Origin of the sequence: Pseudomonas sp. URMO17WK12:I12 (genome assembly GCF_000514395.1) — a bacterium.
In the GTDB taxonomy this organism is placed as follows: Bacteria; Pseudomonadota; Gammaproteobacteria; order Pseudomonadales; family Pseudomonadaceae; genus Aquipseudomonas; species Aquipseudomonas mucoides.
In genome coordinates, this window is sequence record NZ_AZVV01000003.1 from 76350 (window position 1) to 101509 (window position 25160).

Below are 25160 nucleotides of genomic sequence, written 5' to 3' on the forward strand. Positions count from 1 at the left end.
GCCCCTGTGGGAGCGAGCTTGCTCCCACAGGGTTGATGTCGTTCCCATCCCCTCGGTCTACGGCGCCGGTGCCGGTTCAGGTTCGTTGGTCACCCGCAGTAACCCCCACAGCCCGGCGGTATTGCCGTAGCCGGCGTAGTCACGGAACAGGTAGTCGCCCGGTATCGCATTGCTGCCCCCGGCGCTCGGGTGCATGAAGCTGAAGTGCGCGGCCGGCAGGATGCTTTCGTGGGCGCCGATGTACATCGACATCGGGTTGTAGCCGAACCGCACCGAACCCACGCCCGGCGTCATCATCGGGTAACCGCCGGTGTCGCTCTTCTCCGACTGGAACGGGTTGACCGACCAGACGTGACCGTCCAGCTGGAACGTCGAACCACGGCTGCCACCGGTAGGCATCAGGATGTGGGTGCGGAACGGTTGCCCCGGTTTGGCATACAGCACCGGTGTCTGTGGATCGCCCCCCACCAGCGCGTTGCTGTAGGCCATGTGCGCGTTGGGCACGTCGCCGTAACCGTTGCCATCGGCGTGACCGAACGGCGCGTCCGGCGGCAGGCCGAAGCGGTACCACATCGGTTCGGTTTTATAGTTGATGGCCATGCTCGAGTTGTCCTGCGGATCGGTCGGCACACCCGCTTCCGAGGCAATGCCTTCCACCGGCCGGCCATTGGCCCAGCGCATGTTGAGCGCCTTCTGCCAGACCATCGCAAAGTCGCGGTAGGTGGTTTGCCCTGGCGCGGTGACTGTCGCATTGACCTTGCGCGCGTCCTCAACCCAGGTGGCACCGATCGGCAGGATGCTCATCGCGCCACCGAGGCCTTTTTGTGGCTGCTTGATCACGTCCGCCGGGGTGAAATTCAGCCCGCCGAACTCCACCGCCGTGGCGTTGATGTTGTCGACGCTGCGGCCCAGTTGGGTAATCGGCTTGCCTTCACGCTCCAGGTGTCCGGCGTAGTACTGATAAGTACGCGTCGGGTATGCACCGCTGTTGCCCACACGTGGCGGTACGGTCTGGATCGGGTTGGTGCCGACGTTGGTGCCGTCGGATTTGGTGATGTCGTACGCCAGCAGTTGAGCGTGCAAGCCCACCGTGCTGGACGGCCGCATCAGGTTGTTGCTGAAGGTGGTCGAACCTTCGCCACCGTTGCGGTCACGCTTGACCATGCCCATCACCGAAGCGGTCTGGGCCAGGTCCGGCATCACGCTCGGCAAACGGTTTTCCAGGGTGATGTTGATGCAGTCACCGGCCGCCGCGCGCAGCACCAGCGGTTCGACAGGCACACCGGGTTTCAGCTTGCCAGTGACCGGGTCGAGGTCGGATTTGCGCACGTACAGAATCGCGGTCGGGTCATGCAGCGGGCCGCTTTGCCCGCCGATGGTGAAGGTCGTCCCATCCTGGGGATCGTTTACCGTGACCTGTGGAATGCTCACCGCGCGGGAGTTGTACACCAGCGTACCGCCCGCCGGATTCAACGGGCCGCCGACATGCTGGCCGAGGCCCGCCGGGTCCGCCATGGACAGGTTAAGCGGATTGCCGAGGATGTCGTTGGCCAGCGCCGCGACCACTTCATAGTTGCGTTGCACGGTCGGCCGGGTGCCGATGCCGTTCGGGTTGGCGCCATACCGTGGGCAGGCGCCATCGAAGGCCACGGTGTTGCGCATGCCCGCCGGTTTCGGGTTGTTCGGCAGCGCGAACAGGTCGTTGCGTTGCGCGGTGTAGTTGCGCATCACCCCCCAGATTCCGCTCCAGTAACCTTCCAGGGATGCGTCCATCGAGTACAGGTAATCCCCGGTGATCGCCGCTGAACTGGACAACATCGAGACCGGCGCGATGAAGCCCATCTGCTCGGAGATCCCGATCATTTGCGACGAGCGCCAGCCGGAGTTGGAGCTGTTGCCGAAACCGGAACCGCTTTGCAGCCACTTCACGCCGTGCAGGGTCACGTTGTGCTCCTCTTCATGACCGCCGGCATGCACCCGCAGCCGCACGTTGTCACCGGTGTAGGTGCGCAGCATCGGCGTGAACGGGTCCCCCGGTTCCGCGCCGCCCTTGTTGATGTGTGGCGGGAACAGCGTGGTGCCGCCGGTGGGCCCGGTGGCGGCAGTGACCAGGTTGGGCGCCAGGTTCATCGCCGGGATCGCCCGGTCAGTGCGGCTTTGCATGGCGTACGCCAGGTCGCCACCGAGGCCGTCGGCCTGCATGCCGCGCTTGCCGTCCGGGCCGACCTTGTTCGGGTCATACACCCGCAGGGCCAGCGGTTCGTTGCGGTAATTGACCACGAACATGCCAGGGTCATCCACCGAGATGGCTTGCGGGCAAGGCCGGCTCGGGCAGCCCGGCGACAGCCCGCCGCGGGCTTCAACCACCTGTTCAAGCAGGGTCGCGGCTTCCTTGCGCACCGGCGGGTTGATCGCATAACGGAAGCTGTCGGCGGTGGCCGGGAAGGATTGCGCATCCGGCACGCCATTCGGCCCGGCGCCCACGTACACACCGGCTTCATAGGCGTGCTGGAAGTCGCTGTATTCGAGGAAGAACTCACGGAAGCTGTCGTTCTTGCCGTCGCCGTCCAGGTCACCGGTAGAAATCACGGCCTGCCACGAGGTCGGCCCGCCGTCCTGCCGCGCGCCGCTGTACAACGGCTCGCCGGTTTCGGCGTGGAACCAGGTGGAACCGGCCGGCTCTGCCAGCACAGTGGCGTACAGACCGATCTGTTGGTGCGTCGATGGGCCCAGGTGGTCGTGGGTGAAAATGGTCCCCAGGCCACGGTCGACGCCTTTGCTGTTGACCACCGGATCGACGAACCAGCGCTGCATCGCTGTGCGCGCGCCCACCCAATCGGCCCGGCCATATTGACCAAAGAACGGATGCTGCTTGGCTACCGGGCAAGTCGGTGTGCCGTCACGCGGGTCGGTGCCTTCGCATTGGTTGAACAGACGAATTGCGTGGATGCGCTCTTGCACGGCACCGGGGGAAAGCACGCCGTCTTCATAGTTCCAGCCGTTGGCCGAGCCGTCGGCGGCGGTCAGGTCCCATTTCGGCAGGTGGATGTGCTGACCGATCACGTCGGTCGGCGTGCGCACCTGATAGTCATCCATCTCGTAGATGGCCGGCACCAGGTTGGTTTGCTGGTACTGCACGCAGTCGAAGGTGTTCATGCGCATCACCAGCGGTTCTGGCGGACGCTGTTTGGTGATCACCGGCCAGGCGTCTTCCCACAGCGCCAGGATGCGCGCTTGCGGGAAGTGGTAGCCGACCTTGTTGTATACCGCGTCGAACTGGATGTTCGCAGCCTTATAGATGCGCGGACGGTCGGCGGTGAAGGTCGATGAACCGGTAAACGACAACCCGTCGACCCGTTCGCCGCTGTTGAACTCGCCGGTGCCGGCGCTGGCGGTCAGGCGTTTTTGCCGATCATCCATGCACGGTTCGTAGTACGGCGCACCCGCCATCGGCAACGCGCCGTTGGTGCGGAAGTTACGCGCCACCACTTGATTGCCCGGCAGCACGGCGAAGCTCGGGTGGTCCTTTTGGGCGTGGAACGCCATGGCCGCCTGTTCCACTTCAGTGCCCTCTTCGGGCATATAAATCGGTTTGGCGCGGGTCACTTCCTTGGAGAAATCCAGCGACGTGGTGACGGTGTGCGCCTGACCACCCGATGAGAACCCGTCCAGTGAATGCCGCCCCAGACCGCCATCCCAGCCACCGGACTGCGCCGGATCGAGGTTGGCCCACAAGGCATTGCCACTGGTTTTCAGGGATTGCGCCTTGGCGGCGTCGAGCATGTCCAGCGGCGGAGTTGGTGGACGTTGGCCGACCGAGCTTTCCATGCCACCGATCCAGAACGGATAGCCCGGGTTTTTCAGGCTGCCGTCAGCGTTGCGGTTGGCTTCACTGCGATCCACCAGGGCCAGGGAACCGATGGCTTGGGCACCACCGCTACCGCCGTGATGTTCGCCGTCGTCATCGCCCTCCTCGTCGTCATCGTCATGACCGGCCACCAGGGTTTCGCTGATCTTCGGGACGACCGCGACTTTGCCCGGCATCGGCGCCATGGCTTTGCCCGGCAGCGGCACGACCGCAGGAATCGGCGTGCCGGCAATGATCTCGCCATCCGGCAAGGCCCGTGCGCCCGCCGCCGGTTTACCGCTGCGCAACGCGTAAGGTTCGCTGTGATAACCGTCGTTGCCCTGTTGGGAGACTTCGAGTCTGGTGCCTTCCTCGAACACATCGTGTACCCGCCACATGCTCCACATGCCTTGGGCAAAGTGCGGATAGAAGTGGCAGTGATAGATCGCATCGCCGGCCACGCGGTTGCGGTTGCCCGAACCCCCATTGGCGATTTCATAGGTGTAGCCGGCGCCCGGACCGATGCCCTGGGCATCGACGTAGTCGGAGTTATCGTCGTTGGGGTTGAACAGCCATTGGTGCCCGTGCAAGTGGAAGATGTGTTGCTCGTGGCCGTTGTGGGTGTTGCGGAATTTGACGAAATCACCGATGTAGCTGTGGTTGACGTTGGCCGGCTCGGACGGATACAGCGCCATGGTCGCCTTGACCCCGACCTGATCGGCGCGTGGCGTTTCGCCCGGACGAATGTTTTCCAGGCCGACGTTGGCCGGTACATCCACCAGCATTGCCACGTCCCCCACGGTGTGGGAACTGAGGAAAAATTCTTCATAGGCGCAGGACAGGCAATCGTGCATCGGCCCGACACCCAGTCGGTTGGCCACCACCTCGGCGCCCATGCCGCCGGAACCGTAGTTGATCATGAACGCGTCGCGGGTCGGCTCCAGCACGTGGGCCATCACCGGGTCAGCCCAATACGCCGGGAACGCCTGAGTCGCAGCCACTTCATCCTGGAACTGCGAGGCGAAATCGCGGAACGGCTCCAGCCGGTTAGGCAGCGCCGGGTTGCGTTTGCCGATAGCTTCCAGCGGATAAGTCGCGGGCGGGAAGCTGCCATCAGCGTTACTGCCCATCACGATCGCGTCGCTCTCGCTGGAGATGATTTCACTGCCATCGACCATGCTGATGATCGGGGTGCCGGCCTTGCCTTCACGGATCCACGGTTCGCGCTGCGGGTAGCGCGCCTGGTAATCGACAATCGGCTGACCGGCCGGGGTGCGGCCGGTGCTGGCCAGGCGCATCTCTTCTTCGGTCACGGTGTTGCGATAGGTACGGCCACCTTTGGGCACCACCACCACTTCACCGAACAGGCCGTTGGCAACGTTGCCCGCATCACCTTCACCCCCAAATGTGGCGCCACGGCTGCTGGCGGCAAACGCGCCCTCACGCTCGGCGTACAGGGTGTAGGACCGCGTGGCACCGGGCGGAATCAGCGTGTTGGCATTGCGCCCGGTGAAGGACGCGATGTCGTCAATGCTGTTGACCGCTTGCAGGCCGTTGACCTGGAAGCCGACATGGCGGTCAGTGACTTGCTCATCGACCTTGAACTGATCGGCATTACCGGTTGCTCCCCCTTCTGCGCCCTCGACGTCGGTCTCTTCGTGCTTGCCGGGGTTGGCCTGATACGCCAGCAAATTCTGCAGATTGATCGTCAGGCAATCACCCGCCGCTACACGCAGCACCAGTGGACGCGGACGCTTGTCGGGCCGCAACGAAACTTTGCCCGGCACCGCTGCGCCCCCTTGGGCGAGGGGCATGTTGTGGTCGTCGACCACGTCGCGGCGCAGGGCGAACATCATGCCGTTGGCGTTCTGTGCGCCGAGGCGGTTGAACATCAGCGGCTGATCCAGCGCCACGACGTTCGCCACCAGATTGCGTTCGCAACGGGCGGCCGCCTCGGCCATCTCGATGCCAAACAAGGGCGCGAAAAACAACAGCAGATTAATCAGGTAATGAGCGTGGGGTATGCCGGACATGATCACGGACCTCGCATTGGGTGCTCACAAGGAACAATTCTCGACAAGTGCGCTGGAGCAATCGCCATGCCAAAAATAATTGTGTTGTTTTTCAGTCAGTTAAGTTGACGACTTAATAACTCGGGGGATATTCCCCACTAATTCCCCACTTTTCTGCCGGGGCCATCATTCCCCACTATTGGGGCAAGCCGGCACGGGGTTTCGACTACAACGGCGCATCCACGGCCAGGCCCTGCAAACGCCGGTATTGGCGCAGGACATCCGGCACGTAGCGCTGGGTTTCGGCGAACGGCGGGATCGCCCCGCCACGGCTGAGCACCGCTTGCGGGCCGGCGTTGTAGGCCGCTACCGCGAGGGCAATGTCGTTGTCGAACAGGGTCAGCAGACGCTTGAGGTATTTGGCGCCGCCCTGGATGTTGGCCTTCGGATCGTAGACATCCTTGACCCCCATCTCCCGCGCGGTGTCGGGCATCAACTGCATCAATCCGCCAGCGCCTTTGGCGGACGTTGCGTCGGCGTTGTAGCGGGACTCGGCGCGAATGACCGCGTGTAACAGCGCCTCCGGAACTTCATTGGCTTTGGCAGCCGCCGAGACCAGCTCGGCGTAGGGTTGCGCGGCGATCATCTGCGGTTGCTGGTCGAGGCTGACGACCGCTGCGGTGGGCTCGTGAATGACCCGTTCATAGGTGCGGCCGGGGCGGTGAACGTTGGACAAAACGTAGCTGCCCTTGGCGTCCACGGAAACGAAGACATCGGCCTGTGCGACGCTGGTCAATAGCAGGCATCCGAGCAATCCAGTGGTGAGTGTTTTCATTGTTCTACCTCCCCTGGCCGGCCCCGAAAATTGGGGGTAATGCCCCACTGGCCGATCGTTAATCAGCCATACGCAAGCACTGTGCCGTAAGCGTGAAAGGCCGTAGCACGGGAGGTTCAGAAGGTTGCCAGGGGCTTTGCATGGCAATTGCATAAGCCTTTATCGCGACCCTTCTGCCGACTGTGTGAGGTCATCATGAATCAACGTCTGTGCTGTGCCCCGCGTACGCAACGCGGGTTCACCCTGCTCGAACTGCTGGTGGTGCTGGTGGTGCTGGGGCTGTTGGCCGGCATCGTCGCGCCGAAGTATTTCGCCCAACTGGGCCGTTCCGAAGTCAAGGTCGCCAAGGCGCAAATCGAAGGCCTGGGCAAGGCGCTGGATTTGTATCGCCTGGAGGTCGGGCACTACCCGTCGACCGAGCAGGGCTTGCAGGCGCTGGTCACTGCGCCGAGCGATGAAACCCGCTGGACCGGACCTTACTTGCAGAAAAAATTGCCGCAGGACCCGTGGGGCCGTAACTACACCTACCGCTATCCCGGCGAAAACGGCGAGTACGATCTGCTGTCCATGGGCAAGGACGGGCAGCCCGGTGGTGAAGGCGAAAACGCCGAAGTCACCAGTTGGCAATGACGGGGGAAGACCATGCGCTTTCATCTCAAAGCCGTGGGCAAGGCCGGCGTGGTCTCGATGACGGTCGAGGCCCCCGGTCACAGCGAGGCTCGGCGCATCGTCGAAGACCAGGGGTTGCGGGTGGTCAGCCTGCATGCCGAACGGCACTGGCGCGCCTTGCGTCTGCAACAGCGAGAGACCTTCAACCTGGTGTTGTTCAGCCAGGAACTGACCACCCTACTCAATGCAGGCCTGCCGCTGATCGATGCACTGGAAAGCCTGGCCGAAAAAGAAAGCGCGCCACAGGCCCGCAAAACCTTGAGTGAGCTGGTGCGCTTGCTGTACGAGGGCAAATCGTTCTCCCAGGCACTGGGTCAGTTGTCGGCCATATTCCCGCCGTTGTATGTGGCACTGGTGCAGTCCAGCGAGAAGACCGGCGCCGTGGGCGAAGCCCTGGGCCGCTATGTCAGCTATCGCCAGCGCATGGACGAGGTTCGGCAAAAAATCGTCAGCGCGTCGATCTACCCCATGCTGTTGCTGGTGGTGGGCGGTGGCGTGGTGTTGTTTTTGATGGGTTACGTAGTGCCGCGTTTCAGCCTGGTGTTTGAAGGCCTGGGGTCGAACCTGCCGTGGCTGTCGCAAGTGTTGATGACCAGCGGCATGTTCCTCCATGCGCATCAGGGCGAATTCTTCGGCGGGTTGCTGGCGATCATCGTCGCCCTCGCCTTCCTCCAGCGCCAACCGGCCTTTCGTCGGGGCGTGGACCGCCTGATCGAAAAACTCCCGGCCATCCACCAACGCATCTTCATGTACGAACTGGCGCGCTTCTATCGCTCGCTGGGGATTCTGTTGCAGGGCGGCATTCCCCTCGTCACCGCCATGGGCATGGTGCGCGGTTTGCTCACCGTGGCTTCGCGCACACGCCTGGACGAAGCCTGCGAACGGGTGCGCGAGGGCCAATCGCTGTCGGCCGCGCTGGAGCTTAATCACCTGGTGACCCCGGTGTCCCTGCGCTTGCTGCGCGCCGGCGAACAGTCCGGCAACCTCGGGCAAATGATGGAACGCAGCGCCGACTTCTACGACGAAGAAATCAGTCGCTGGCTCGAATGGTTTGTCAGGTTGTTCGAGCCACTGCTCATGACGTTTATCGGGTTGTTGATCGGGGTCATCGTGATCCTGATGTACATGCCGATCTTCGAGCTTGCCTCAAGCATTCACTAAGGCTCTGGAATGAGGCATAGCGCTACGTTGCGTTTTTTTCGGCGATTCAGCTGAATAAATTCGGAAGGTGTGGTGTTCACCTATTGAATCGAGCAGCACGTTGCATTGTTCATCAACGTTCCAACCCTGAATAAGACGGAGAACGACATGCACATCAACAAGCTTTTACTGGCAGTAGCTATTGGCGCGGTCTTGTCGGCGTCCACCGTATTGATACCGGACAGTCTGTCCAGTATGTCGACTGCTCAGGCCAAGGATGGTGGTGGCGGCGGCGGAGGGGGTGGCGGCGGCGGTGGTGGCGGTGGCGGTGGCGGCAATGGCGGAGGTCATGGCGGCGGTGGCAATGGTGGCGGTGGCGGCGGTAATGGCGGCGGTGGCGGCGGCAATGGCGGCGGTGGCGGCGGTAATGGCGGCGGCGGAGGCAATGGCGGCGGTGGCAACGGTGGCGGCGGCAACAGCGGTGGTCACGGTGGAAGCGGCAGTGGCGGCAACAGTGGCAGCGGCGGCAATAGCGGCAGCAGTCACAGCGGCAGCGACCACGGCCCTGGTAATGCCGGCAACACAGCCTCCTCCAACTCCGGTCGCAATGGCACGCACGCCGAACCTGGCGACGATCATGGCGTTCATGCCAACGGCGAAGTAGGCGATGACCATGGTGTTCATCGTTCCGGTGAAGTGTCCCACAACCAAAACGGCGTTCATCGCTCCGGTGAAGTGTCCCATAACCAAAATGGCGTTCATCGCTCCGGCGAAGTGTCACACAACCAAAATGGTGTTCATCGCGCCGGCGAAATCGGCGATGACCATGGCGTCCACGCCAATGGTGAAGTCGGTGATGACCGTGGCGTCCATGCCAACGGCGAAGTCGGTGATGACCGTGGCGTTCATGTCAACGGCGATGACAAAAGGACCTGATCACCATTAAGCCCAGGTCATCCACAAACCAACTGTAGGAGCGAGCCTGCTCCGGGCAGCGTTCCGACGATAGCCATTTGTCATTCAACATTGATGTCGTCTGACACTCCGTCATCGCGAGCAGGCTCACTCCTACAGGGGGAACTGTGTGAGGATTAGAGTTCGTCTTCAGTCTGATCCAGCTGTTCACGCAAAAACTCGATCAGCGCCTGCACCGGGCGCGAGCTCTGGCGGTGTTGCGGATAGACCGCCGACAACCTCAGCGGCTCAGGCTGAAACGCCTCCAGCACCGGCACCAGCCTGCCGTCCTTCAAGGCTGCACCGACGATAAATGTCGGCAAATAGGTAATCCCCATCCCGGAAATCGCCGCGTCCTTGAGCAACTCGCCGTTATTGACCCGCATCCGGCCCGTGACATTGACGGTCAGCGGTTTGCCCTGCCCTTCAAACCGCCATTGCACCTGACGACCGTGGCCGTACGGCAGGCAGTCATGGTCGTGCAGGTCTTCGGGTTTAAGCGGCGTGCCACGTTCGGCCAGGTACGTCGGGCTGGCGCAGTACACACGCTGGATCGAGGCGATGCGTCGGGCGATCAGCGTTGAGTCTTCAAGAATGCCGATACGCAACGCCAGGTCATACCCCTCGCTGAGCAAGTCTACCGGGCGATCACTCAGGTCCACTTCCACGGTGACGTCGCGATAACGCTGCAAGAACAGCGGCAGCAGGCTGCCCAAATGCGCCAATGCAAACGACAAGGGTGCGCTGATGCGAATCGTGCCCCGTGGCTCGGCAGTTTGCCCCGTGATGCCCTGCTCCACTTGCTCGACTTCACCGAGCAGGCGCAAGGCCGACTCGTAATAACTCTGCCCCAGTGGGGTGACGTCCAGCCGCCGGGTCGAGCGATTGAGCAAGCGCACGCCCAGGTGCTCTTCGAGTTGCATCAAACGCCGGCTGACGAATTGCTTGGACAACCCCAATTGATCTGCCGCCGCGGTGAAGCTGCCGGAGTCCATGACCTGGCAAAAAATACGCATATCTTCGAACGGGTTCATTGTCACAGCCTGATTGACAGTCGAACACTTTATAGCCGTTTTTCAGGGTATCGACACCCCAACAATTACACACCCAATTCGCGTAGCAGCTGACGAGCAGTGGCTACAGGAGTCGGACTAGGCTCGGCGGTTGCTACAAAAAGCGCATTCGTCAGGCAAAAAAATGCCCGCGCATTGGCGGGCACTTTTCATTGGGGCTGGACTTACTTCGACGTCAGCGCCGAATAGCTGTTCATCAAATTGCGATAGTTCGGAATACGCGGCGACAGCAGATTCGCCAGGCCTTCCATGTCATTGCGCCAGTCACCTTGCAGCTCACAGGCCACCGAGAACCAGTTGACCAGTTGTGCACCCGCCGCCGTCATACGCGCCCATGCCGCTTGTTGCACGGTTTCGTTGAAGGTCCCCGAGGCGTCGGTGACGACGAACACTTCAAACCCTTCTGCCAGCGCCGACAGCGTAGGGAACGTCACGCAAACGTCCGTCACCACACCGGCAATGATCAACTGCTTGCGGCCCGTGGCTTTGACGGCTTTGACGAAGTCTTCGTTGTCCCAGGCGTTGATCTGGCCTGGACGCGGGATGTACGGCGCGTCCGGGAACAGCTCCTTGAGTTCCGGCACCATCGGGCCGTTCGGGCCGTTTTCGAAACTGGTGGTGAGGATGGTCGGCAGTTTGAAGAACTTGGCCAGGTCCGCGAGGGCCAGGACGTTGTTCTTGAATTCGTTGGGCGAGAAATCCTGAACCAGCGAGATCAGACCGGTCTGGTGGTCGACCAGCAAGACCACGGCATCATCCTTGTTCAGGCGTTTGTACGGAACGTTGCTCATGTGAAACTCCTCGGTGGATGGGTATTACGTCGGGCGCCGACACAGTCCATCGGCGCTTTGTTGTGATCGTCAGAACGCGAAGCACGAGCAGCCAAAGGCGCCCCAGAAACCGGCAAAATCGCTGACCGGCGCAGTCGACAAGCGCGCTTTTTCATGGCTGTGGGCATGCACGCCGCACGGCCCGCTGCAATGGTGAACCTGCGCCTGCGCCTGCGCCTGCATCGGCGAGGTCGGACGCCAGTGGCCCGGGACCTTGACCACCGGCGACCAGTCCGGCAGCACCGGTACGCTGGCCGGCCCGAGTTTTTCGAAGTCACCGGCGCCGTACACCACCTTGCCGCCAACCACGGTCAACACCGACTCGATCCACTTGATCGCTTCTTCGTCGACGCTGAAAAAGTCCGCACTCAATGCCGCCACGTCCGCCAATTGACCGACCTTGATCATGCCTTTCTTGCCCTGCTCGGAAGAGAACCAGGCGCTGCCGTGGGTGAACAGTTCCAGCGCGGTCTGCCGGGACAGGCCTTCGGCATGCAGCTCAAGCCCTCCCACTGTCCGGCCGCTGACCATCCAGTACAACGAGGTCCAGGGGTTGTAGCTGGACACTCGCGTGGCATCGGTGCCGGCGCCGACCGGTACGCCTTCGGCCAGCATGCGCTTGATCGGCGGCGTCGCTTCGGCAGCTTTGGCGCCGTAACGCTCGACAAAATATTCGCCCTGAAACGCCATGCGGTCCTGAATCGCGATACCCCCGCCCAGCGCCCTCACCCGCTCGATGTTCTGCGGGGTGATGGTTTCAGCGTGGTCGAAAAACCACGGCAAACCGTTGAACGGAATGTCGCGGTTGACCTTCTCGAACACGTCGAGCATGCGGCTGATCGATTCGTTGTAGGTGGCGTGCAAACGGAACGGCCAACGCTGTTCCACCAAGTGGCGCACGACCGGCTCGAGTTCGTCTTCCATGGTTTGCGGCAGGTCCGGACGCGGTTCGAGGAAGTCTTCGAAATCCGCCGCCGAGAACACCAGCATTTCCCCGGCGCCGTTATGCCGAAGGTAATCGTCGCCCTGGTGCAGGGTCACGCTGCTGGTCCAGTTCTTGAAGTCGGTGAGTTCTTCTTTGGGCTTCTGGGTGAACAGGTTGTAGGCGATACGGATGGTCAATTGCTGGTCCTTGGCCAACTGCTCGATCACCTGATAATCGTCCGGGTAATTCTGGAAACCACCGCCGGCATCGATCGCGCTGGTCAGACCGAGACGATTGAGTTCGCGCATGAACTGGCGGGTCGAGTTGACCTGGTACTCCAGCGGCAACTTCGGCCCCTTGGCCAGCGTCGAGTACAAAATCATCGCGTTGGGCCGCGCGACCAGCATGCCGGTCGGCTCGCCGTTGCTATCGCGCACGATCTCGCCACCCGGTGGGTTCGGCGTATTGCGGGTGTAGCCGGCCACGCGCAACGCGGCACGGTTGAGCAAGGCACGGTCGTACAGGTGCAGGACGAATACAGGGGTGTCCGGTGCTGCCTGGTTGAGTTCTTCGAGGGTCGGCATGCGCTTTTCGGCGAACTGGAATTCGTTCCAGCCACCGACCACGCGCACCCATTGCGGCGTTGGTGTGCGGTCGGCCTGATCCTTGAGCATGCGCAAGGCATCGGCCAGCGACGGCACCCCTTCCCAACGCAGTTCGAGGTTGTAATTGAGGCCGCCACGGATCAGGTGCAGGTGCGAGTCGTTGAGGCCGGGGATGACGCAGCGGCCCTTGAGATCGATGACCTGCGTGCCCGAACCGCGCAGGGCCATGGCCTCGGCATCGGTGCCGACCGCGATAAAGCGGCCGTCGCTGATCGCCACGGCACTGGCGAGCGGGTTTTCACGGTCAACGGTATGAAATTGGCCATTGAACAGAATCAGATCGGCGTTCATCGCGTTTCCTTGGGCTGAGGGGAAGGAGATAACCAGGGCGCGAATAATCGGGTCGCCATGGGCATGAACAGGTACACCACCGACAGCACGATGGTGAGCGTGATCAGGAACGTCGCTACGACGTAATTGGAGAGAACCGCGTTGAGTTGCAGCAGCGGTCCCCAGATCAGCGGCACCAGCAAGGTGTGCGGCAGAATCACCAGCAAGGTCACCACGGCCTGCTTCCAGCGTGGCGGCGGTGGCGACGCGGCGTCGGCCTGGGGCGCGAACCAGAATTCATTGACCGGGTTGACCTCGGTCTGGTCGCCGTCGGCGAGCATCGGCGTCGCTTCGCGGACCAGTTCCAGGCGTTGCGGCGAATCGAGCCAGTGCTGCATCGCCTCGGTGGTGCAAAAGCGCAGCACGCAGGTGTACATGTCGAGCCCGGCGTTTTTGCCGCGCATCACGTCCACGCCCAAGTGCCCTTCCTGCTGCCCGGCGATGCTGACAATGTTGCGCAGCCAGGCTTCGTAAGGCACTTCAAAACCCGCCTTGACCCGGTGCTTGATGATCAGGGTCACGACTTCTTCAAAAGGTTTGGCTTCAGGCATAACGCAACGCTCCGGTGAATCGGACATTGAGCGCCAGCCGACCAGGCCCGGCGATGAAAATGCTGGTAAACAAGATCAACAACAACCAGCCGAATTGCCCTTCCTCGAGGCTCCATTGCGGATGCACCACCACCATCGCCACCAGCAACACACACAAGATCGGCAGGCACGCCAAACGCACCAACAGTCCGACAATGATCAGCAACGGGCACAGCACCTCGGCAAAAATCGCCAGCATCAGCGTCAGGTTGGCGCCAAGGTGGAAAGGGTCTTCGATGACGTGCAGTTGAGCGCTGTAGTCAAGCAGCTTCGGCAAGCCGTGCACCCACAGCAGGAACAGACTGGCGCTGCCCCGCAGAAACAGCAGTCCCCAGTCCTGGACCCGTTCATCCCGTAGCGACGTGTTCATGGGCTACCTGCACAAATGAAAAACCACCGGCAATGATGCGCCGGGACGTTTTTCGATAGTGCCGGTGTGGGGACGGGAAAAATTGGATGGGTGTGCTCTTTTTGTGGAAGAGCACAGATCTACCAAGCGACGCAGGCTCACGCCCACAGGGGACCTGCATGACGGGCAGGATCGATCAACGTATCGATAAACCGGCCCGGTTCAGGGAACGGCTCGAACAGTATATTCACGCGTGCCGAAGACCATCGCTGTCGCGTCATCTGCCACCTGATCCATATTTACCCGGAAGCGAATGGCCAACCGGCTGCCATCCCTCAATAGCGATAGATAGCTGTACGCAATGGTGATGCTAAAGCCATTGTTCGTGACCCAAGCACGGTGCACCGAGTTGCGCGAGCCCGCCCAGGTCTGGAGATTGTGGCTGCCACCACTGGCGTTTTCACCCTCCAGATCCAGCCAGATGCGCTGCCCTTGGGCGATATGTGGCCAGCCACCAAAACTGAGGGTCGCGCCGGACGTGACGTCTTTCAGGTCCAGCACGGTCGTGCCGTTCGCCTGGGTAATCACCGGAGCAATGAGCTCGACCGCCGGGATCGTCAGAACATCAAGGGGAAAGGGTTGAGAGGTCACCGGATCCGATGTCCCGCGGGTATAGGTGAACGTCAGCTCTACTTTTTTACCCAGGCTAAACGCGACCAATGAAACAGGCAGCGGTATTTCGATGGGTCGAGTATTGCCGGCCAAAACGGCGCTTGTCGTGTGTGAGCCCGCTGGCAGCGTGCCGGGCGCGGCTGCCCACCTCACAGTGAGCAGATCGCCAGGCGCCATTTCAGAATCCAGCACTGCGGTCAGTCTTTGCAACGCCGCCAGGGGATCCAGATTGACGTGATCGGGCGCTTCCTTGATCGACAACTGCCGCTTTTGCAGGCTCACGTTTATCCTCCACGAATTGGATACCGCGCCGTCGCCATACAAGGCTTTGGCCTTCAACTCGTGTAACCCGTCGGTCAGTCCAGTCACCTGATGCTTCCAACGACCGGAATCGGCCGTGGCCGTGCCTTTTGGAATGTTGCTGGCAAAGATTTCCACATCTTCACCCTCTGTAGCGGTACCTTCCAGGGTCACGCTGCCATACTCGGTATCACCTCCATCAGCGATGTCCTGACCGAGTGGATCTCTTACCGACAGGATCACCGGCGTTTTCGGTGCATCCGTTCTTACAATGTAGTTGCGCGGCGCAAAAATCAGCGCTGTGGTCTCATCATCGCTTCCATCCAGCGTCGCCATGAACTCCAGAATCAAAGTGCTGCGATCCATGAGCCGTTTAAGCGGATCGGCAACAAAGTTTTTGGCATAGAAGCCGTGAAGGATCAATTGCTGATCGACAACCGTGCGAGGCCAGTACACAGCCTCGAAAGCACTGCCGTTGGCGTTGGTTCCCCTGAGCCGAAGCCAATGGTTTTGATTGTAGGCAATCAGGGGCCATCCATTTATTCGCAGCGTGAATTCGGTCAGGTCATTCACATTCAGAACCAAGCCTTCACCCGCGTTGTCCGCCTGCGGGATGAACGGTCTGGGCATATCGCCTTGTGCCAGTGGCAGCACATACAAAATCAATGGCTGCGAGGTTCTGGGCTCCGGGTCGTCTTCACTGATGACGGTGTAGGTCAGCGTTACCGTACGGCCCAGGTTGAAGGTCACCAGCGAATTGGGAATTCGTAGCTCCGCAGGGCGAGTATTTCCGACCTCGACGAAGCCCGAGGTATAGGAACCCTCGGCCGGCGTGCCCGGTGCCCCTTGCCATGTGACGCGGATCCTGTCCGTGGTCTGACTGTCGTAGTTCGCCACGACTGTGAGGTTATGCCTGACCGCCACCGGACTCAGGAGGGTGAAAACCGGGTTTTCCTTGATACGTGGAGGGGGCAAGTCATGGGTGGTTACGGCAGTCAGATTATTCATCATTCGCTCTCAGTGCGGGATCGACCTTGCCCTTGGGGTACTGGCCTATCTCACACTGGATCGGGAATAGTCGCTACTGTCAGAACTGACAGGTAGACGGTTTTTTCAGACGAGTGGCTCTGCCTTGAAACCGGCCGTCATACCCACACCGTTTCCTGCAGGCGGGAATCTGCCCGGTCCGTAAGCCGCCACGTTCAGGCTGGAATGGGCAAAGGCCCCGACATGAATTCACTAATTCGCGAGCGCAACCAGCGCTCCGCCGGGTCGTTGTCATGCACCCCGCTCCAGGCCATCGACAATTGCGCTGCATCGATGGCAAACGGTGGGTCTTCAGCACGCAACCCACAGCCTTCCACCAGCGCGCACGCGGCATAGTCCGGTACGGTGGCGATCATCTCGGTGCCGGCGAGCAATGCGCGCAAGCCGCTGAACTGCGGCACGCCCAACACCACGCGACGGCTACGTCCAAGCTTGGCCAGGTCGAGGTCGATGTTGCCGCTCAGGTCGCCGGAGAACGACACCATGGCGTGGGGCCGTTCGCAGTATTCATCCAGCGTCAGCGTGCCCGGACGCTTGTCCCCGCGCAGCACTTTGCAGGGAATATCGCGCAGTTTTTTGCGCTTGGCGTTCGCCGGCAGGTCGGTGGTGTAACTGACGCCCACAGAGATTTCCCCGGAGGCCAGCAACGCCGGCATCAGCAGGTAGTTGGCGCGCCGTACCACGACCACAATCCCCGGTGCCTCTTCTTGCAGCTGCCGCAGCAACGGCGGAAACAAACCGAACTCGGCATCGTCCGACAGCCCGATACGAAACACATCACAACTGGTCGCCGGATCAAACTCCTTGGCCCGGCTGACGGCGCCCGAGATCGTGTCCATCGCCGGCTGCAACTCCTTGAGAATCGCCAGTGCCCGCGCGGTCGGCTCCATGCCGCGCCCGTTGCGCAGCAACAACGGATCGTCAAACAAATCGCGCAACCGCCCCAGCGCCGCACTCACCGCCGGTTGGCCCATGAACAGTTTTTCCGCGACGCGGGTCAGGTTCTTTTCGAACATCAGCGCCTCGAAAATCACCAACAGGTTCATGTCGACGCGGCGCAGATCGTTACGGTTCATAAGCACGGTTCCTTTGTGTGTTGAGCCAGGCACGAAACGCTGGGACTTTACTCGATCAGCGGTACTTTGGCCGCACGTTTGTAAGGCCCGTATTCGACCGGCACCCATTGGAAGTGCTTGCCCTCGGTTGCGATGTGACCGATGCCCGGAAACGGCAAGTGCGCCGCCGACACCCAGGTCTTGCTGGCGGCAGCGTCACTGAACACCTTGGCCCGGCTCTTGATCGCTTGCTGGCTGTTGACGTCAAAAGCGATCGACACGTCAGGGTGCTCGAATTGCACCGCGAGGTTATGCACCAGATCCCCCATGAACAGAATGCTCTGCCCTTCAGAGGTGAAGCGGTACGTAGTGCTGCCGGGGGTGTGTCCGCTCTCCAGCGTGGCATCGACCACACCCGGCACGGGCGATTGACCGGCCTCGAACGTCTTGAAACGACCCTGCGCAACGTAAGGCGCGGTGGAATCCTGGGCGATTTTGAAATAAGGCTTGGCGCCCTCTGGGGCCTTGGCGATGGCTTGAGGATCGAGCCAGTAATCAGCCTCGGCTTTTGCCGCGTAGACCGTGGCATTGGCAAACACTGGTTTTTGCTCTGCGTCGACCAGCCCGCAGACGTGGTCAAGGTGCAGGTGGGTCAACAGAATCGCATCGACCTGGGACGGCTCGTACCCGGCGGCTTTCATGTTGTCCGAGAGCATGCCGGCCGTTGCGCCGATGCACTGGCCGGCGCCGGTGTCCACCAGAATCAGCTGCTTGCCGGTGTTGACCAAAAACGCGTTGAACGCGGTTTGCACACCCGGCGTTTCAATCGAGCGACGGGCCAGCAATGCGCGAATCTGACTTTGTGTCAGGCCCTTGAGCAGTTTCGGTGACAGGTCGTTGTAACCATCGAATAACGCCGTCACTTCGTAGTCGCCCACCGCCAAGCGGAAGTAGCCCGGTGCCTGTGTGCCGACTTGCGCCGGTGCCTGCGCCGAGGAAGTACCGGATGCCAGCGCTACCGCGAGCCCCAATGCGCAAACCAGAGAATGTTTCATGCCTTCACCCTTGATCGATAAAAAAAAAGCGGCCACGCCTAACGCCACCGGATGACATCAATAGTGGAAGTACTGCGTCTGAAGAAATTGCAGCAATGTGCTGAGTTAGCGCCTTTGCCGGATTTGCGCGAGGACGGAATTAACAACGTTTAACTCGCCTGCCAACACCCCGCGGCGAAGAATGAAGCTCACCGACACGGACATTTGTCATGGCCCATTCTCAGCAAAACGTCGCCCGCGTGGCAGTCACTGAATCGCCAAAGAAGACCACCGGCGGCCTGACCCCATGGCGCGAAAGGCTGGCGAAACAACTGATCCTCGACCGTCTCGATGAATCCGTCGAGGTCACTGAACTGGCGCGGGCCTGCGCCCTCTCGCGCAGTCATTTCTCCCGCGCGTTCAAATGCAGCACCGGTTATTCGCCTCAGGACTGGATACGTCTGCAACGCATTGCACGGGCCAAGCAGCTGATCCGCGACACCGACTTGAGCCTCACGCAAATCAGCCTCGAATGCGGCTTCTGCGATCAGGCGCACTTCTGCCACATCTTCACCCGCAGCGAAGGCATCAATCCGTTTGCCTGGCGCTGCCGCACGGTACGCTCACACCCTCATCCACCCGCCTACACCGCTCAACTTCACGCGCAATAACGCCCAACGCGGGGCTCGACAGCTGCTACAGGGGCCCGGGCACCTGTAGCAGCGAGTGTTAGCCGTTGAGGAACGCCAGCAAATCAGCGTTGAGTTGATCCTTGTGGGTATCCGTCAAGCCGTGCGGTGCGCCTGGGTAGATCTTGAGCGTAGAACCTTTCACCAGTTTTGCCGAAGCAACGCCCGCTGCTTCGAACGGCACGACCTGATCGGCGTCGCCGTGCACCACCAAAGTCGGGATGTCGAATTTCTTCAGGTCTTCGGTGAAGTCGGTTTCGGAGAAGGCCTTGATGCAGTCATAGGCGTTCTTGTGGCCGGCCATCATGCCCTGCATCCAGAACCAGTCGATCATGCCTTGGGACGGTTTCGCGCCCGGTTTGTTGAAGCCGAAGAACGGACCGCTGGCGAGGTCGATGTACAGCTGCGAACGGTCGACGAGGGACGCCTGGCGAATGCCGTCGAACACTTCGATCGGCAGGCCGCCGGGGTTGGCTTCGGTCTTGAGCATCAGCGGCGGCACCGCGGAGATCAGCCCGGCCTTGGCCAACCGGCCCGTGCCATGGCGACCGATGTAGCGCGCCACTTCGCCGCCGCCGGTAGAGAAGCCGAACAGCACCGCATCCTTGAGGTCCAGCAACTCGATCAGTTGCGCCAGATCGTCGGCGTAATGGTCCATGTCATTACCGGACCACGGCTGGCTGGAGCGCCCGTGCCCCCGGCGGTCATGGGCGATGACCCGGTAACCTTTGGACGCCAGGAAGATCATCTGCGACTCCCAACTGTCGGCATTCAACGGCCAGCCGTGGCTGAAGACGATGGGCTGTCCGGTGCCCCAGTCCTTGTAGTAAATCTCGGTGCCGTCGCGGGTGGTGAATGTTGTCATGGGTTATCTCCTTTGCGAGTGTCGGGGGTGTATCAAACCGGTGAGTGGTTCATGCGTTCGGCCAGCCGCGCCACGCGCTCGCCCAAGTGCGCGGCGGTGCAGCGGTCTTCGGGTGGCGGGGCCAGTTCGGGGGGTTGTTCGACATTGGATTGGGACATGGCACCGAGCGAGCTGCCCAAGCGATTCATCTGCCCATCGAACACGCCGGTGCCGGAGCGCGCGGGCAGCAGGTCGAGGCCGACCCAGATCATTGAATGCTGGGCCGCGAACACGGCCATTTGCAGCAAGGTGTTGAGTTTGTCGCCGCACAGGCTGCCGGAGTTAGTGAACCCGGCGGCCAGTTTGTCGCGCCAGGGTTGGGCCAGGTAGAACGCCGAAGTGGCTTCCATGAAGCCTTTGAACGGTGCCGAGGCGCTGCCCATGTAGGTCGGCGAGCCGAAGATGATGGCGTCGGCGCTGTGCAAGCGGTCCCAGTGGTCGTCCACTTCCTCCACCGGAATCAACAGGCAGGTGCTGCCCAAGTGCCGTTCCACCCCCTGGGCCACGGCCTGCGCCATGACACGGGTGTGCCCGTAGCCACTGTGATAGACCACCACCACGTTGCTCATTCCAGCGTCCTCATGACAATAAATCCCTGCTTGACTTAAATACCAACACCCCCCTGTAGGAGTGAGCCTGCTCGCGATAGCGGTCTATCAGTCGACAGGGTTGGTGACTGACACACCGCTATCGCGAGCAGGCTCATTCCTACAACGACTGACCGGTGGACGTTGAAGAACCAGAGTTTTGGGCGTAGACCAGACGCAGCACGAGTTAAACGTTGTTAATTTTCCCTGGCGCGCCAAAAGCCGTAACCCCGGCTTTGTTACCGTAAACACGGCACCGGCCAAGGGTGACGGGTACACACAGTCGCTGCGAACACCCGACAGTCATCCGCCACCCGGATTGCACTGATCCGAAAACCTGCGGAACATGCTCGAAAACAGCGTACTAGACGGATGCAAGCAGGAGCGACACGTTGACCCTTTCCCCCGAACAGGCTGTGCATTTCGGCCCCTACCGGATCTACCCCGGACAACGCCTGGTGATGGAGGCCGACCAGCCCCTGCGCCTGGGCCGACGTGCCATGGACATTCTGTTGATCCTGCTGGAGCACGCCGGGCACGTGGTCAGCAAGCAGCAACTGATTGCGGCGGTCTGGCCCAAAAGCGTGGTGGAGGACATCAACCTGCGGGTGCACATGGCGGCGTTGCGCAAAGCCCTCGGCGACGGCCAGGCCGGCCAGCGCTACATCGTCACCGTGGCACAGCGCGGCTATAGCTTTGTCGCGCCTTATTCGCTGGAACGGATCGAGCAGCACCCCGAACTCGAAGGACCGGTGCCCAACGGCCATAACCTCCCCGTGCGCCGCACCCGACTGATCGGGCGCCAGTCCCTGGTCGATCATTTGGTGACACAACTGGCACGCCAGCGCTTCATCACCCTCGTCGGCCCCGGCGGCATCGGCAAGACCACCGTGGCCCTGCGCGTCGCCGAACAGTTGATCGGGCGCTACCGGGACGGCATTCGCCTGCTGGACCTGGCACCGATCAACGACCCGCTGATGATCACCGCCCATTTGGCGACGCTGCTCGAGTTGTCCCTGCACGATGGCGAACCCGTGAGCGCACTGGCGGCCTTCCTGCGCGACCGCCAGATGCTGCTGGTCATCGACAATTGCGAACACCTGGTCGACGCCATCGCCCTGCTCTGTGAAAGCACCCTGCGCGCCGCGCCCGAGGTGCACATTCTGGCCACCAGCCGCGAAAGCCTGCGGGCCGAAGGCGAGTTCGTCCAGCGCCTTGAGTCGCTGGATTGCCCACCGCCCATCGCCGTGCTGGATCGCGCTCAGGCCATGACGTTCTCGGCGCTGCAATTGTTCGTCGAACGGGCGATGGCCAGCCATGACACCTTCGAACTGAGTGATGACGAGCTGCCACTGTTGATCGACATCTGCCATCGCCTGGACGGCATTCCGCTGGCCATCGAACTGGCTGCCGCGCAAGTCGGCCACTTGGGTTTGAGCGGCGTGCTGGAGCAGCTGCAAGGCAGTTTTCGCCTGCTGACCCAAGGGTGTCAGCCGGCATTGGGTCGGCACCAGACGCTGCGCGCCACGCTCGACTGGAGCTACGAACTGCTGACGCCCTGCGAGCAAACCTGCCTGCGCCGGCTGGGCGTGTTCAGGGGCGGATTCACTCTGGAATCCGCAGCGGCGGTGATCGTTGGTGAACACATCGACCCCGACAAGGTGTTTGGTGCGATCACCCAACTGGTGGCCAAGTCGCTGCTGAACGTGGAAGTGGGCGACGAAGACGTGTTCTATCGCCTGCTCGACACCACACGCAGCTACGCCCTGGAAAAACTCGACCAGGCCGCCGACCTGCCGGACACGCGAGTCCGCCATGCCGAACGCTGCCTGGCGTTGATGCACCAGGCACGCAATGACTGGGAGCTCATCCCGACCAGTCTGTGGATCAAGCGGTATGCCCGGGGTCTGGAGGACATTCGCGCGGCGCTTGATTGGGGCTTGAACGGGCACGGCTCGCAAACATTGGCCATCCAGTTGGCCGCAACGTCCATGCCGCTGTGGCAGGAACTGTCGCTGCTCAAGGAACATGGCATTTATGTGCGCAAGGCGCTGGCACTGCTCGATGCCACACCCGAGCCCTGCCCTCAGCTGAAAATGAGCCTGAAACTGGCCCTCGGCAGCTCCTGCTACCACACCCAGGGCGGCACTGTGGAAACCATCGACGCCTTCGTCAGCGCCAGAACGTTGGCCAGACAGTGCCGTGACATGGCCGGTCAGTTGCGGGCGGTGTCCGGGCACATGGCGGTCAATCTAAGCTGCGGAAATTATCAACTGGCGTTGGAACAGAGCCTGCAATTCGATCGACTGGGCGGGCATGACGACGCCGTGCTCGCGTTGAGCACCCACCGACTGCGCGTGCTCGCGTTGCACTTTGCCGGGGATCAGGGGCGGGCCCGGGCCAACGCCGAAGAAGTGATCCAGCGCATGGCCCACAGTGGTCACCTCAACCGCTTCACCCACGGTTTTGGCGTGCAATACGACCAAAGCGTTGCGTCCCTGACGATTCTGGCGCGCATCCTCTGGTTGCAGGGCCAACCGGAGCAGGCCTGGCGTACGGCCCGCCAGGCACTGGACATCGCGATTCAGATCAACCATGGCACTTCCATTTGTTACACCCTGGCCCTGGCCGGCTGCCTGATCGCCCACTACAACGGCGACACCCGCAGCGCCCGCGAGCTCCTGCGCCTGCTGCTGGAGCAAGCACAAAAACATTCGGTGCTGTTGTTCTACACGTGGGCACGTCACTACGCGCAGGTGATCGACCAGGCAGAGGGGCACTTGCCACCCCCACCCGGCAGTGGGTTGATCAAGGACATCATGGTCACGCTGGACAGCGGTTTCGTCGATGACACCTTGTTGCAACGCGCGGATACCGGCATCGCCGGCTGGAGCACGGCAGAAATTCTACGGGCCAAAGCGAATGCGCTACTGGAAGAGGATTGCCCGTTGAAAAACCAGGCGGCCGAGGCCGTGCTGATGCGGGCACTGAACGTGGCCAGAACCCAGGGCGCCCTCGCCTGGGAGCTACGAAGCGCCACGTCGATGGCACGGCTCTGGCAGCGCCAGGGTCGCTATCGACAGGCCCATGAACTGCTGGCACCGATCTACCAGCAATTCACCGAAGGCTTTGCCACACCGGACCTGATGAACGTCCGCCGGTTACTCGACGAGTTGCAACGCCAGTTGCCCAGCTGACGTGGAGCGCCCTCGGCTGATAAAACGGGCGTAGCGCCTTTCGAAATCGCGCAACGCTCCGCTGTGCTCGAGTTTTTCCAAGGCATAGAGGCGAGTGGTGTTGAGGAAACGGTAGCGGGTCACACCGCGGCCCTCCTCCACCGACAACAATGATTTGAGTGCCAGGTGTTCTACCGCTTGCATCACACATCCGGGCGGCAGTACCGAGCAATTGATCACCGCCATGGCGGCGTCCAGGGTGAAGGCCATTTTGAACACGGCCAGGCGCTGCAACACCGTTTGCTCCTTTGGGTTCAACTGCTCATAGCTCCAGTCCAGCGCAGCTTTCAGGGTTTGGTGCCGGGGGACGGCCGTGCGCCGGCCTTGGGTCAGCAGCTGAAAACAATTGTCGAGCTGGGATTGCAGCCCGACCAATGCCAGTGCGTCGATTTGCGCGGCCGCCAGCTCGATGGCCAGGGGCAAACCATCAAGCCTGCGGCAGATATCACCAACGGTGCTGAGGTCTTGTTCGCGCAGGGCAAAGCCTTGTTGACGGGCGCGGGCGCGACTGACGAACAGTTGCACGGCCGAATAGCCCATGACTTGCGCCACACTCTGCCACTCGGAGTTGGGCGGCACCGCCAGCGACGGTAGACGCACCAGCGTTTCCCCGGCGGCCAACAATGGTTCGCGGCTGGTGGCCAGAATCGACAGCCGGGGCGCCGCGACCAGCAGGCTTTCAACCAGCGTTCGACAGCGCTGCAGCAGGTGCTCGCAGTTGTCGAGCACCAGTAACGCGTGGCGCTGCGCCAACGCCTCAAGGGCAGTCCCGACATCGGGTTCGAGGGCGCGCGTCAGATGGTCAACGACTTGCGCGGGATCATCAATCGCCCCCAGATCAACCAGCCAGACGCCATCCTGATAGTGTTGCAACAACAACTCGGCCACGCGCAACGCCACGGTAGTCTTACCGATGCCGCCGGGGCCAACCAGCGTCATCAAACGCCGCACCGGCAACTGCCGCACCAGACTGCCGACAATCGAGTCACGACCGGTCACCGGCGTGAGCCGTGCCGGCAGGTTGTGTTGAGCTTTTTGAATGGATTGGATCGACACAGGCGCGCCTGCCGGCAGGTGCTGCACCGGGGCCACAAAGCTGTACCCGCGCTGGGGAATGTTGACGATGTAGCGCTGACCGTTTTGCCCGTCGCCCAGGGCGCGACGTAGCGCAGCAATGTGCACGCGCAGGTTGATTTCCTCGACCACCGACGTCGGCCAGACCCGGGCAATCAGTTCGTCCTTGCTGACCACCGTCCCGGCGCGCTCGACCAGCACCTGCAAAATGTCCAGGGCCCGCCCGCCCATGCGCAGCGGCCGATCACCGTCCAGGATCAGCCGTTGCCGTTGGTGAAACGCGTAGGGGCCGAAATGCAGCACCGCTTCGCTGATCAAATCTGTAAGGCTGTTCATGCACGTT

At 61.7% G+C, this 25160-nt stretch carries 18 protein-coding genes; 5 read left to right on the top strand and 13 right to left on the bottom strand.

Annotated elements, in window-relative coordinates; translation table 11 throughout:
* Positions 1–57: 57 nt before the first annotated feature.
* Together mnxG and D882_RS0100370 are read right to left on the bottom strand one after the other, a co-directional pair.
* Positions 58–5880 carry a manganese-oxidizing multicopper oxidase MnxG gene (gene mnxG / locus D882_RS0100365; RefSeq protein ID WP_027921400.1) on the bottom strand — a complete coding sequence of 1941 codons (5823 nt, stop codon included), beginning with the start codon at positions 5878–5880 and terminating at the stop codon, positions 58–60.
* 205 nt (positions 5881–6085) lie between these two features.
* Positions 6086–6694, bottom strand: a complete 609-nt coding sequence (locus D882_RS0100370; RefSeq protein ID WP_027921401.1) for a lytic transglycosylase domain-containing protein — start codon at positions 6692–6694, stop codon at positions 6086–6088.
* Between the two features lie 195 nt (positions 6695–6889).
* Between D882_RS0100370 and gspG the strand changes: the two genes are divergently transcribed.
* From gspG to D882_RS1000000133000, 3 genes are all read left to right on the top strand, one after another.
* Positions 6890–7324 (top strand): type II secretion system major pseudopilin GspG, encoded by a 435-nt coding sequence (gene gspG / locus D882_RS0100375; protein WP_027921402.1) that lies wholly within the window; start codon positions 6890–6892, stop codon positions 7322–7324.
* A gap of 12 nt (positions 7325–7336) precedes the next feature.
* Positions 7337–8524 carry a type II secretion system F family protein gene (locus D882_RS0100380; RefSeq protein WP_027921403.1) on the top strand — a complete coding sequence of 396 codons (1188 nt, stop codon included), beginning with the start codon at positions 7337–7339 and terminating at the stop codon, positions 8522–8524.
* Positions 8525–8671: 147 nt separating this feature from the next.
* Positions 8672–9439: a hypothetical protein gene (locus D882_RS1000000133000; protein ID WP_027921404.1), complete on the top strand. Its 768-nt coding sequence runs from the start codon at positions 8672–8674 to the stop codon at positions 9437–9439.
* A 155-nt stretch (positions 9440–9594) separates the two neighbouring features.
* Here D882_RS1000000133000 and D882_RS0100390 read toward each other — a convergent pair whose 3' ends face one another.
* The 8 genes from D882_RS0100390 to D882_RS0100425 form a co-directional block, all read right to left on the bottom strand.
* Entirely contained in the window at positions 9595–10491 is an 897-nt protein-coding gene (locus D882_RS0100390; RefSeq protein ID WP_027921405.1) for a LysR family transcriptional regulator, read from the bottom strand.
* A gap of 203 nt (positions 10492–10694) precedes the next feature.
* Positions 10695–11321, bottom strand: a complete 627-nt coding sequence (ycaC, locus tag D882_RS0100395; protein WP_027921406.1) for an isochorismate family cysteine hydrolase YcaC — start codon at positions 11319–11321, stop codon at positions 10695–10697.
* A 69-nt stretch (positions 11322–11390) separates the two neighbouring features.
* Positions 11391–13241: an amidohydrolase gene (locus D882_RS0100400; RefSeq protein WP_027921407.1), complete on the bottom strand. Its 1851-nt coding sequence runs from the start codon at positions 13239–13241 to the stop codon at positions 11391–11393.
* Positions 13238–13831: an antibiotic biosynthesis monooxygenase gene (locus tag D882_RS0100405; RefSeq protein WP_027921408.1), complete on the bottom strand. Its 594-nt coding sequence runs from the start codon at positions 13829–13831 to the stop codon at positions 13238–13240. The genes D882_RS0100400 and D882_RS0100405 overlap by 4 nt, the downstream gene beginning before the upstream one ends.
* Entirely contained in the window at positions 13824–14240 is a 417-nt protein-coding gene (locus D882_RS0100410) for a DoxX family protein (protein WP_027921409.1), read from the bottom strand. Before D882_RS0100410 ends, D882_RS0100405 begins: the two co-directional genes overlap by 8 nt.
* A gap of 201 nt (positions 14241–14441) precedes the next feature.
* A complete protein-coding gene (locus D882_RS1000000131590; RefSeq protein WP_155953684.1) occupies positions 14442–16202 on the bottom strand; it encodes a hypothetical protein in 1761 nt (586 codons plus the stop codon).
* 191 nt (positions 16203–16393) lie between these two features.
* A complete protein-coding gene (locus D882_RS0100420; protein ID WP_027921410.1) occupies positions 16394–17314 on the bottom strand; it encodes a LysR family transcriptional regulator in 921 nt (306 codons plus the stop codon).
* 47 nt (positions 17315–17361) lie between these two features.
* Positions 17362–18348, bottom strand: a complete 987-nt coding sequence (locus D882_RS0100425) for an MBL fold metallo-hydrolase (protein ID WP_027921411.1) — start codon at positions 18346–18348, stop codon at positions 17362–17364.
* A gap of 209 nt (positions 18349–18557) precedes the next feature.
* Here D882_RS0100425 and D882_RS0100430 point away from each other — a divergent pair, with 209 nt between their 5' ends.
* A complete protein-coding gene (locus D882_RS0100430; protein WP_027921412.1) occupies positions 18558–18998 on the top strand; it encodes a helix-turn-helix domain-containing protein in 441 nt (146 codons plus the stop codon).
* Between the two features lie 58 nt (positions 18999–19056).
* Here the strand turns inward: D882_RS0100430 and D882_RS0100435 are convergent, their stop codons facing one another.
* Entirely contained in the window at positions 19057–19881 is an 825-nt protein-coding gene (locus tag D882_RS0100435; RefSeq protein ID WP_027921413.1) for an alpha/beta fold hydrolase, read from the bottom strand.
* Positions 19882–19913: 32 nt separating this feature from the next.
* Positions 19914–20489 (bottom strand): flavodoxin family protein, encoded by a 576-nt coding sequence (locus D882_RS0100440; protein ID WP_027921414.1) that lies wholly within the window; start codon positions 20487–20489, stop codon positions 19914–19916.
* 410 nt (positions 20490–20899) lie between these two features.
* Between D882_RS0100440 and D882_RS0100445 the strand changes: the two genes are divergently transcribed.
* Positions 20900–23704 (top strand): winged helix-turn-helix domain-containing protein, encoded by a 2805-nt coding sequence (locus D882_RS0100445; RefSeq protein WP_027921415.1) that lies wholly within the window; start codon positions 20900–20902, stop codon positions 23702–23704.
* Here the strand turns inward: D882_RS0100445 and D882_RS0100450 are convergent.
* A complete protein-coding gene (locus D882_RS0100450; protein ID WP_027921416.1) occupies positions 23669–25153 on the bottom strand; it encodes a winged helix-turn-helix domain-containing protein in 1485 nt (494 codons plus the stop codon). The two genes, D882_RS0100445 and D882_RS0100450, sit on opposite strands and share 36 nt — an antisense overlap.
* Positions 25154–25160 lie beyond the last annotated feature (7 nt).

Excerpts from the sequence above, each read along its gene's own strand:
- mnxG (WP_027921400.1), bottom strand. The coding sequence starts at position 5,880 with ATGTCCGGCATACCCCACGCTCATTACCTGATTAATCTGCTGTTGTTT.
- D882_RS0100370 (WP_027921401.1), bottom strand. The coding sequence starts at position 6,694 with ATGAAAACACTCACCACTGGATTGCTCGGATGCCTGCTATTGACCAGC.
- gspG (WP_027921402.1), top strand. The coding sequence starts at position 6,890 with ATGAATCAACGTCTGTGCTGTGCCCCGCGTACGCAACGCGGGTTCACC.
- D882_RS0100380 (WP_027921403.1), top strand. The coding sequence starts at position 7,337 with ATGCGCTTTCATCTCAAAGCCGTGGGCAAGGCCGGCGTGGTCTCGATG.
- D882_RS1000000133000 (WP_027921404.1), top strand. The coding sequence starts at position 8,672 with ATGCACATCAACAAGCTTTTACTGGCAGTAGCTATTGGCGCGGTCTTG.
- D882_RS0100390 (WP_027921405.1), bottom strand. The coding sequence starts at position 10,491 with ATGAACCCGTTCGAAGATATGCGTATTTTTTGCCAGGTCATGGACTCC.
- ycaC (WP_027921406.1), bottom strand. The coding sequence starts at position 11,321 with ATGAGCAACGTTCCGTACAAACGCCTGAACAAGGATGATGCCGTGGTC.
- D882_RS0100400 (WP_027921407.1), bottom strand. The coding sequence starts at position 13,241 with ATGAACGCCGATCTGATTCTGTTCAATGGCCAATTTCATACCGTTGAC.
- D882_RS0100405 (WP_027921408.1), bottom strand. The coding sequence starts at position 13,831 with ATGCCTGAAGCCAAACCTTTTGAAGAAGTCGTGACCCTGATCATCAAG.
- D882_RS0100410 (WP_027921409.1), bottom strand. The coding sequence starts at position 14,240 with ATGAACACGTCGCTACGGGATGAACGGGTCCAGGACTGGGGACTGCTG.
- D882_RS1000000131590 (WP_155953684.1), bottom strand. The coding sequence starts at position 16,202 with ATGATGAATAATCTGACTGCCGTAACCACCCATGACTTGCCCCCTCCA.
- D882_RS0100420 (WP_027921410.1), bottom strand. The coding sequence starts at position 17,314 with ATGAACCGTAACGATCTGCGCCGCGTCGACATGAACCTGTTGGTGATT.
- D882_RS0100425 (WP_027921411.1), bottom strand. The coding sequence starts at position 18,348 with ATGAAACATTCTCTGGTTTGCGCATTGGGGCTCGCGGTAGCGCTGGCA.
- D882_RS0100430 (WP_027921412.1), top strand. The coding sequence starts at position 18,558 with ATGGCCCATTCTCAGCAAAACGTCGCCCGCGTGGCAGTCACTGAATCG.
- D882_RS0100435 (WP_027921413.1), bottom strand. The coding sequence starts at position 19,881 with ATGACAACATTCACCACCCGCGACGGCACCGAGATTTACTACAAGGAC.
- D882_RS0100440 (WP_027921414.1), bottom strand. The coding sequence starts at position 20,489 with ATGAGCAACGTGGTGGTGGTCTATCACAGTGGCTACGGGCACACCCGT.
- D882_RS0100450 (WP_027921416.1), bottom strand. The coding sequence starts at position 25,153 with ATGAACAGCCTTACAGATTTGATCAGCGAAGCGGTGCTGCATTTCGGC.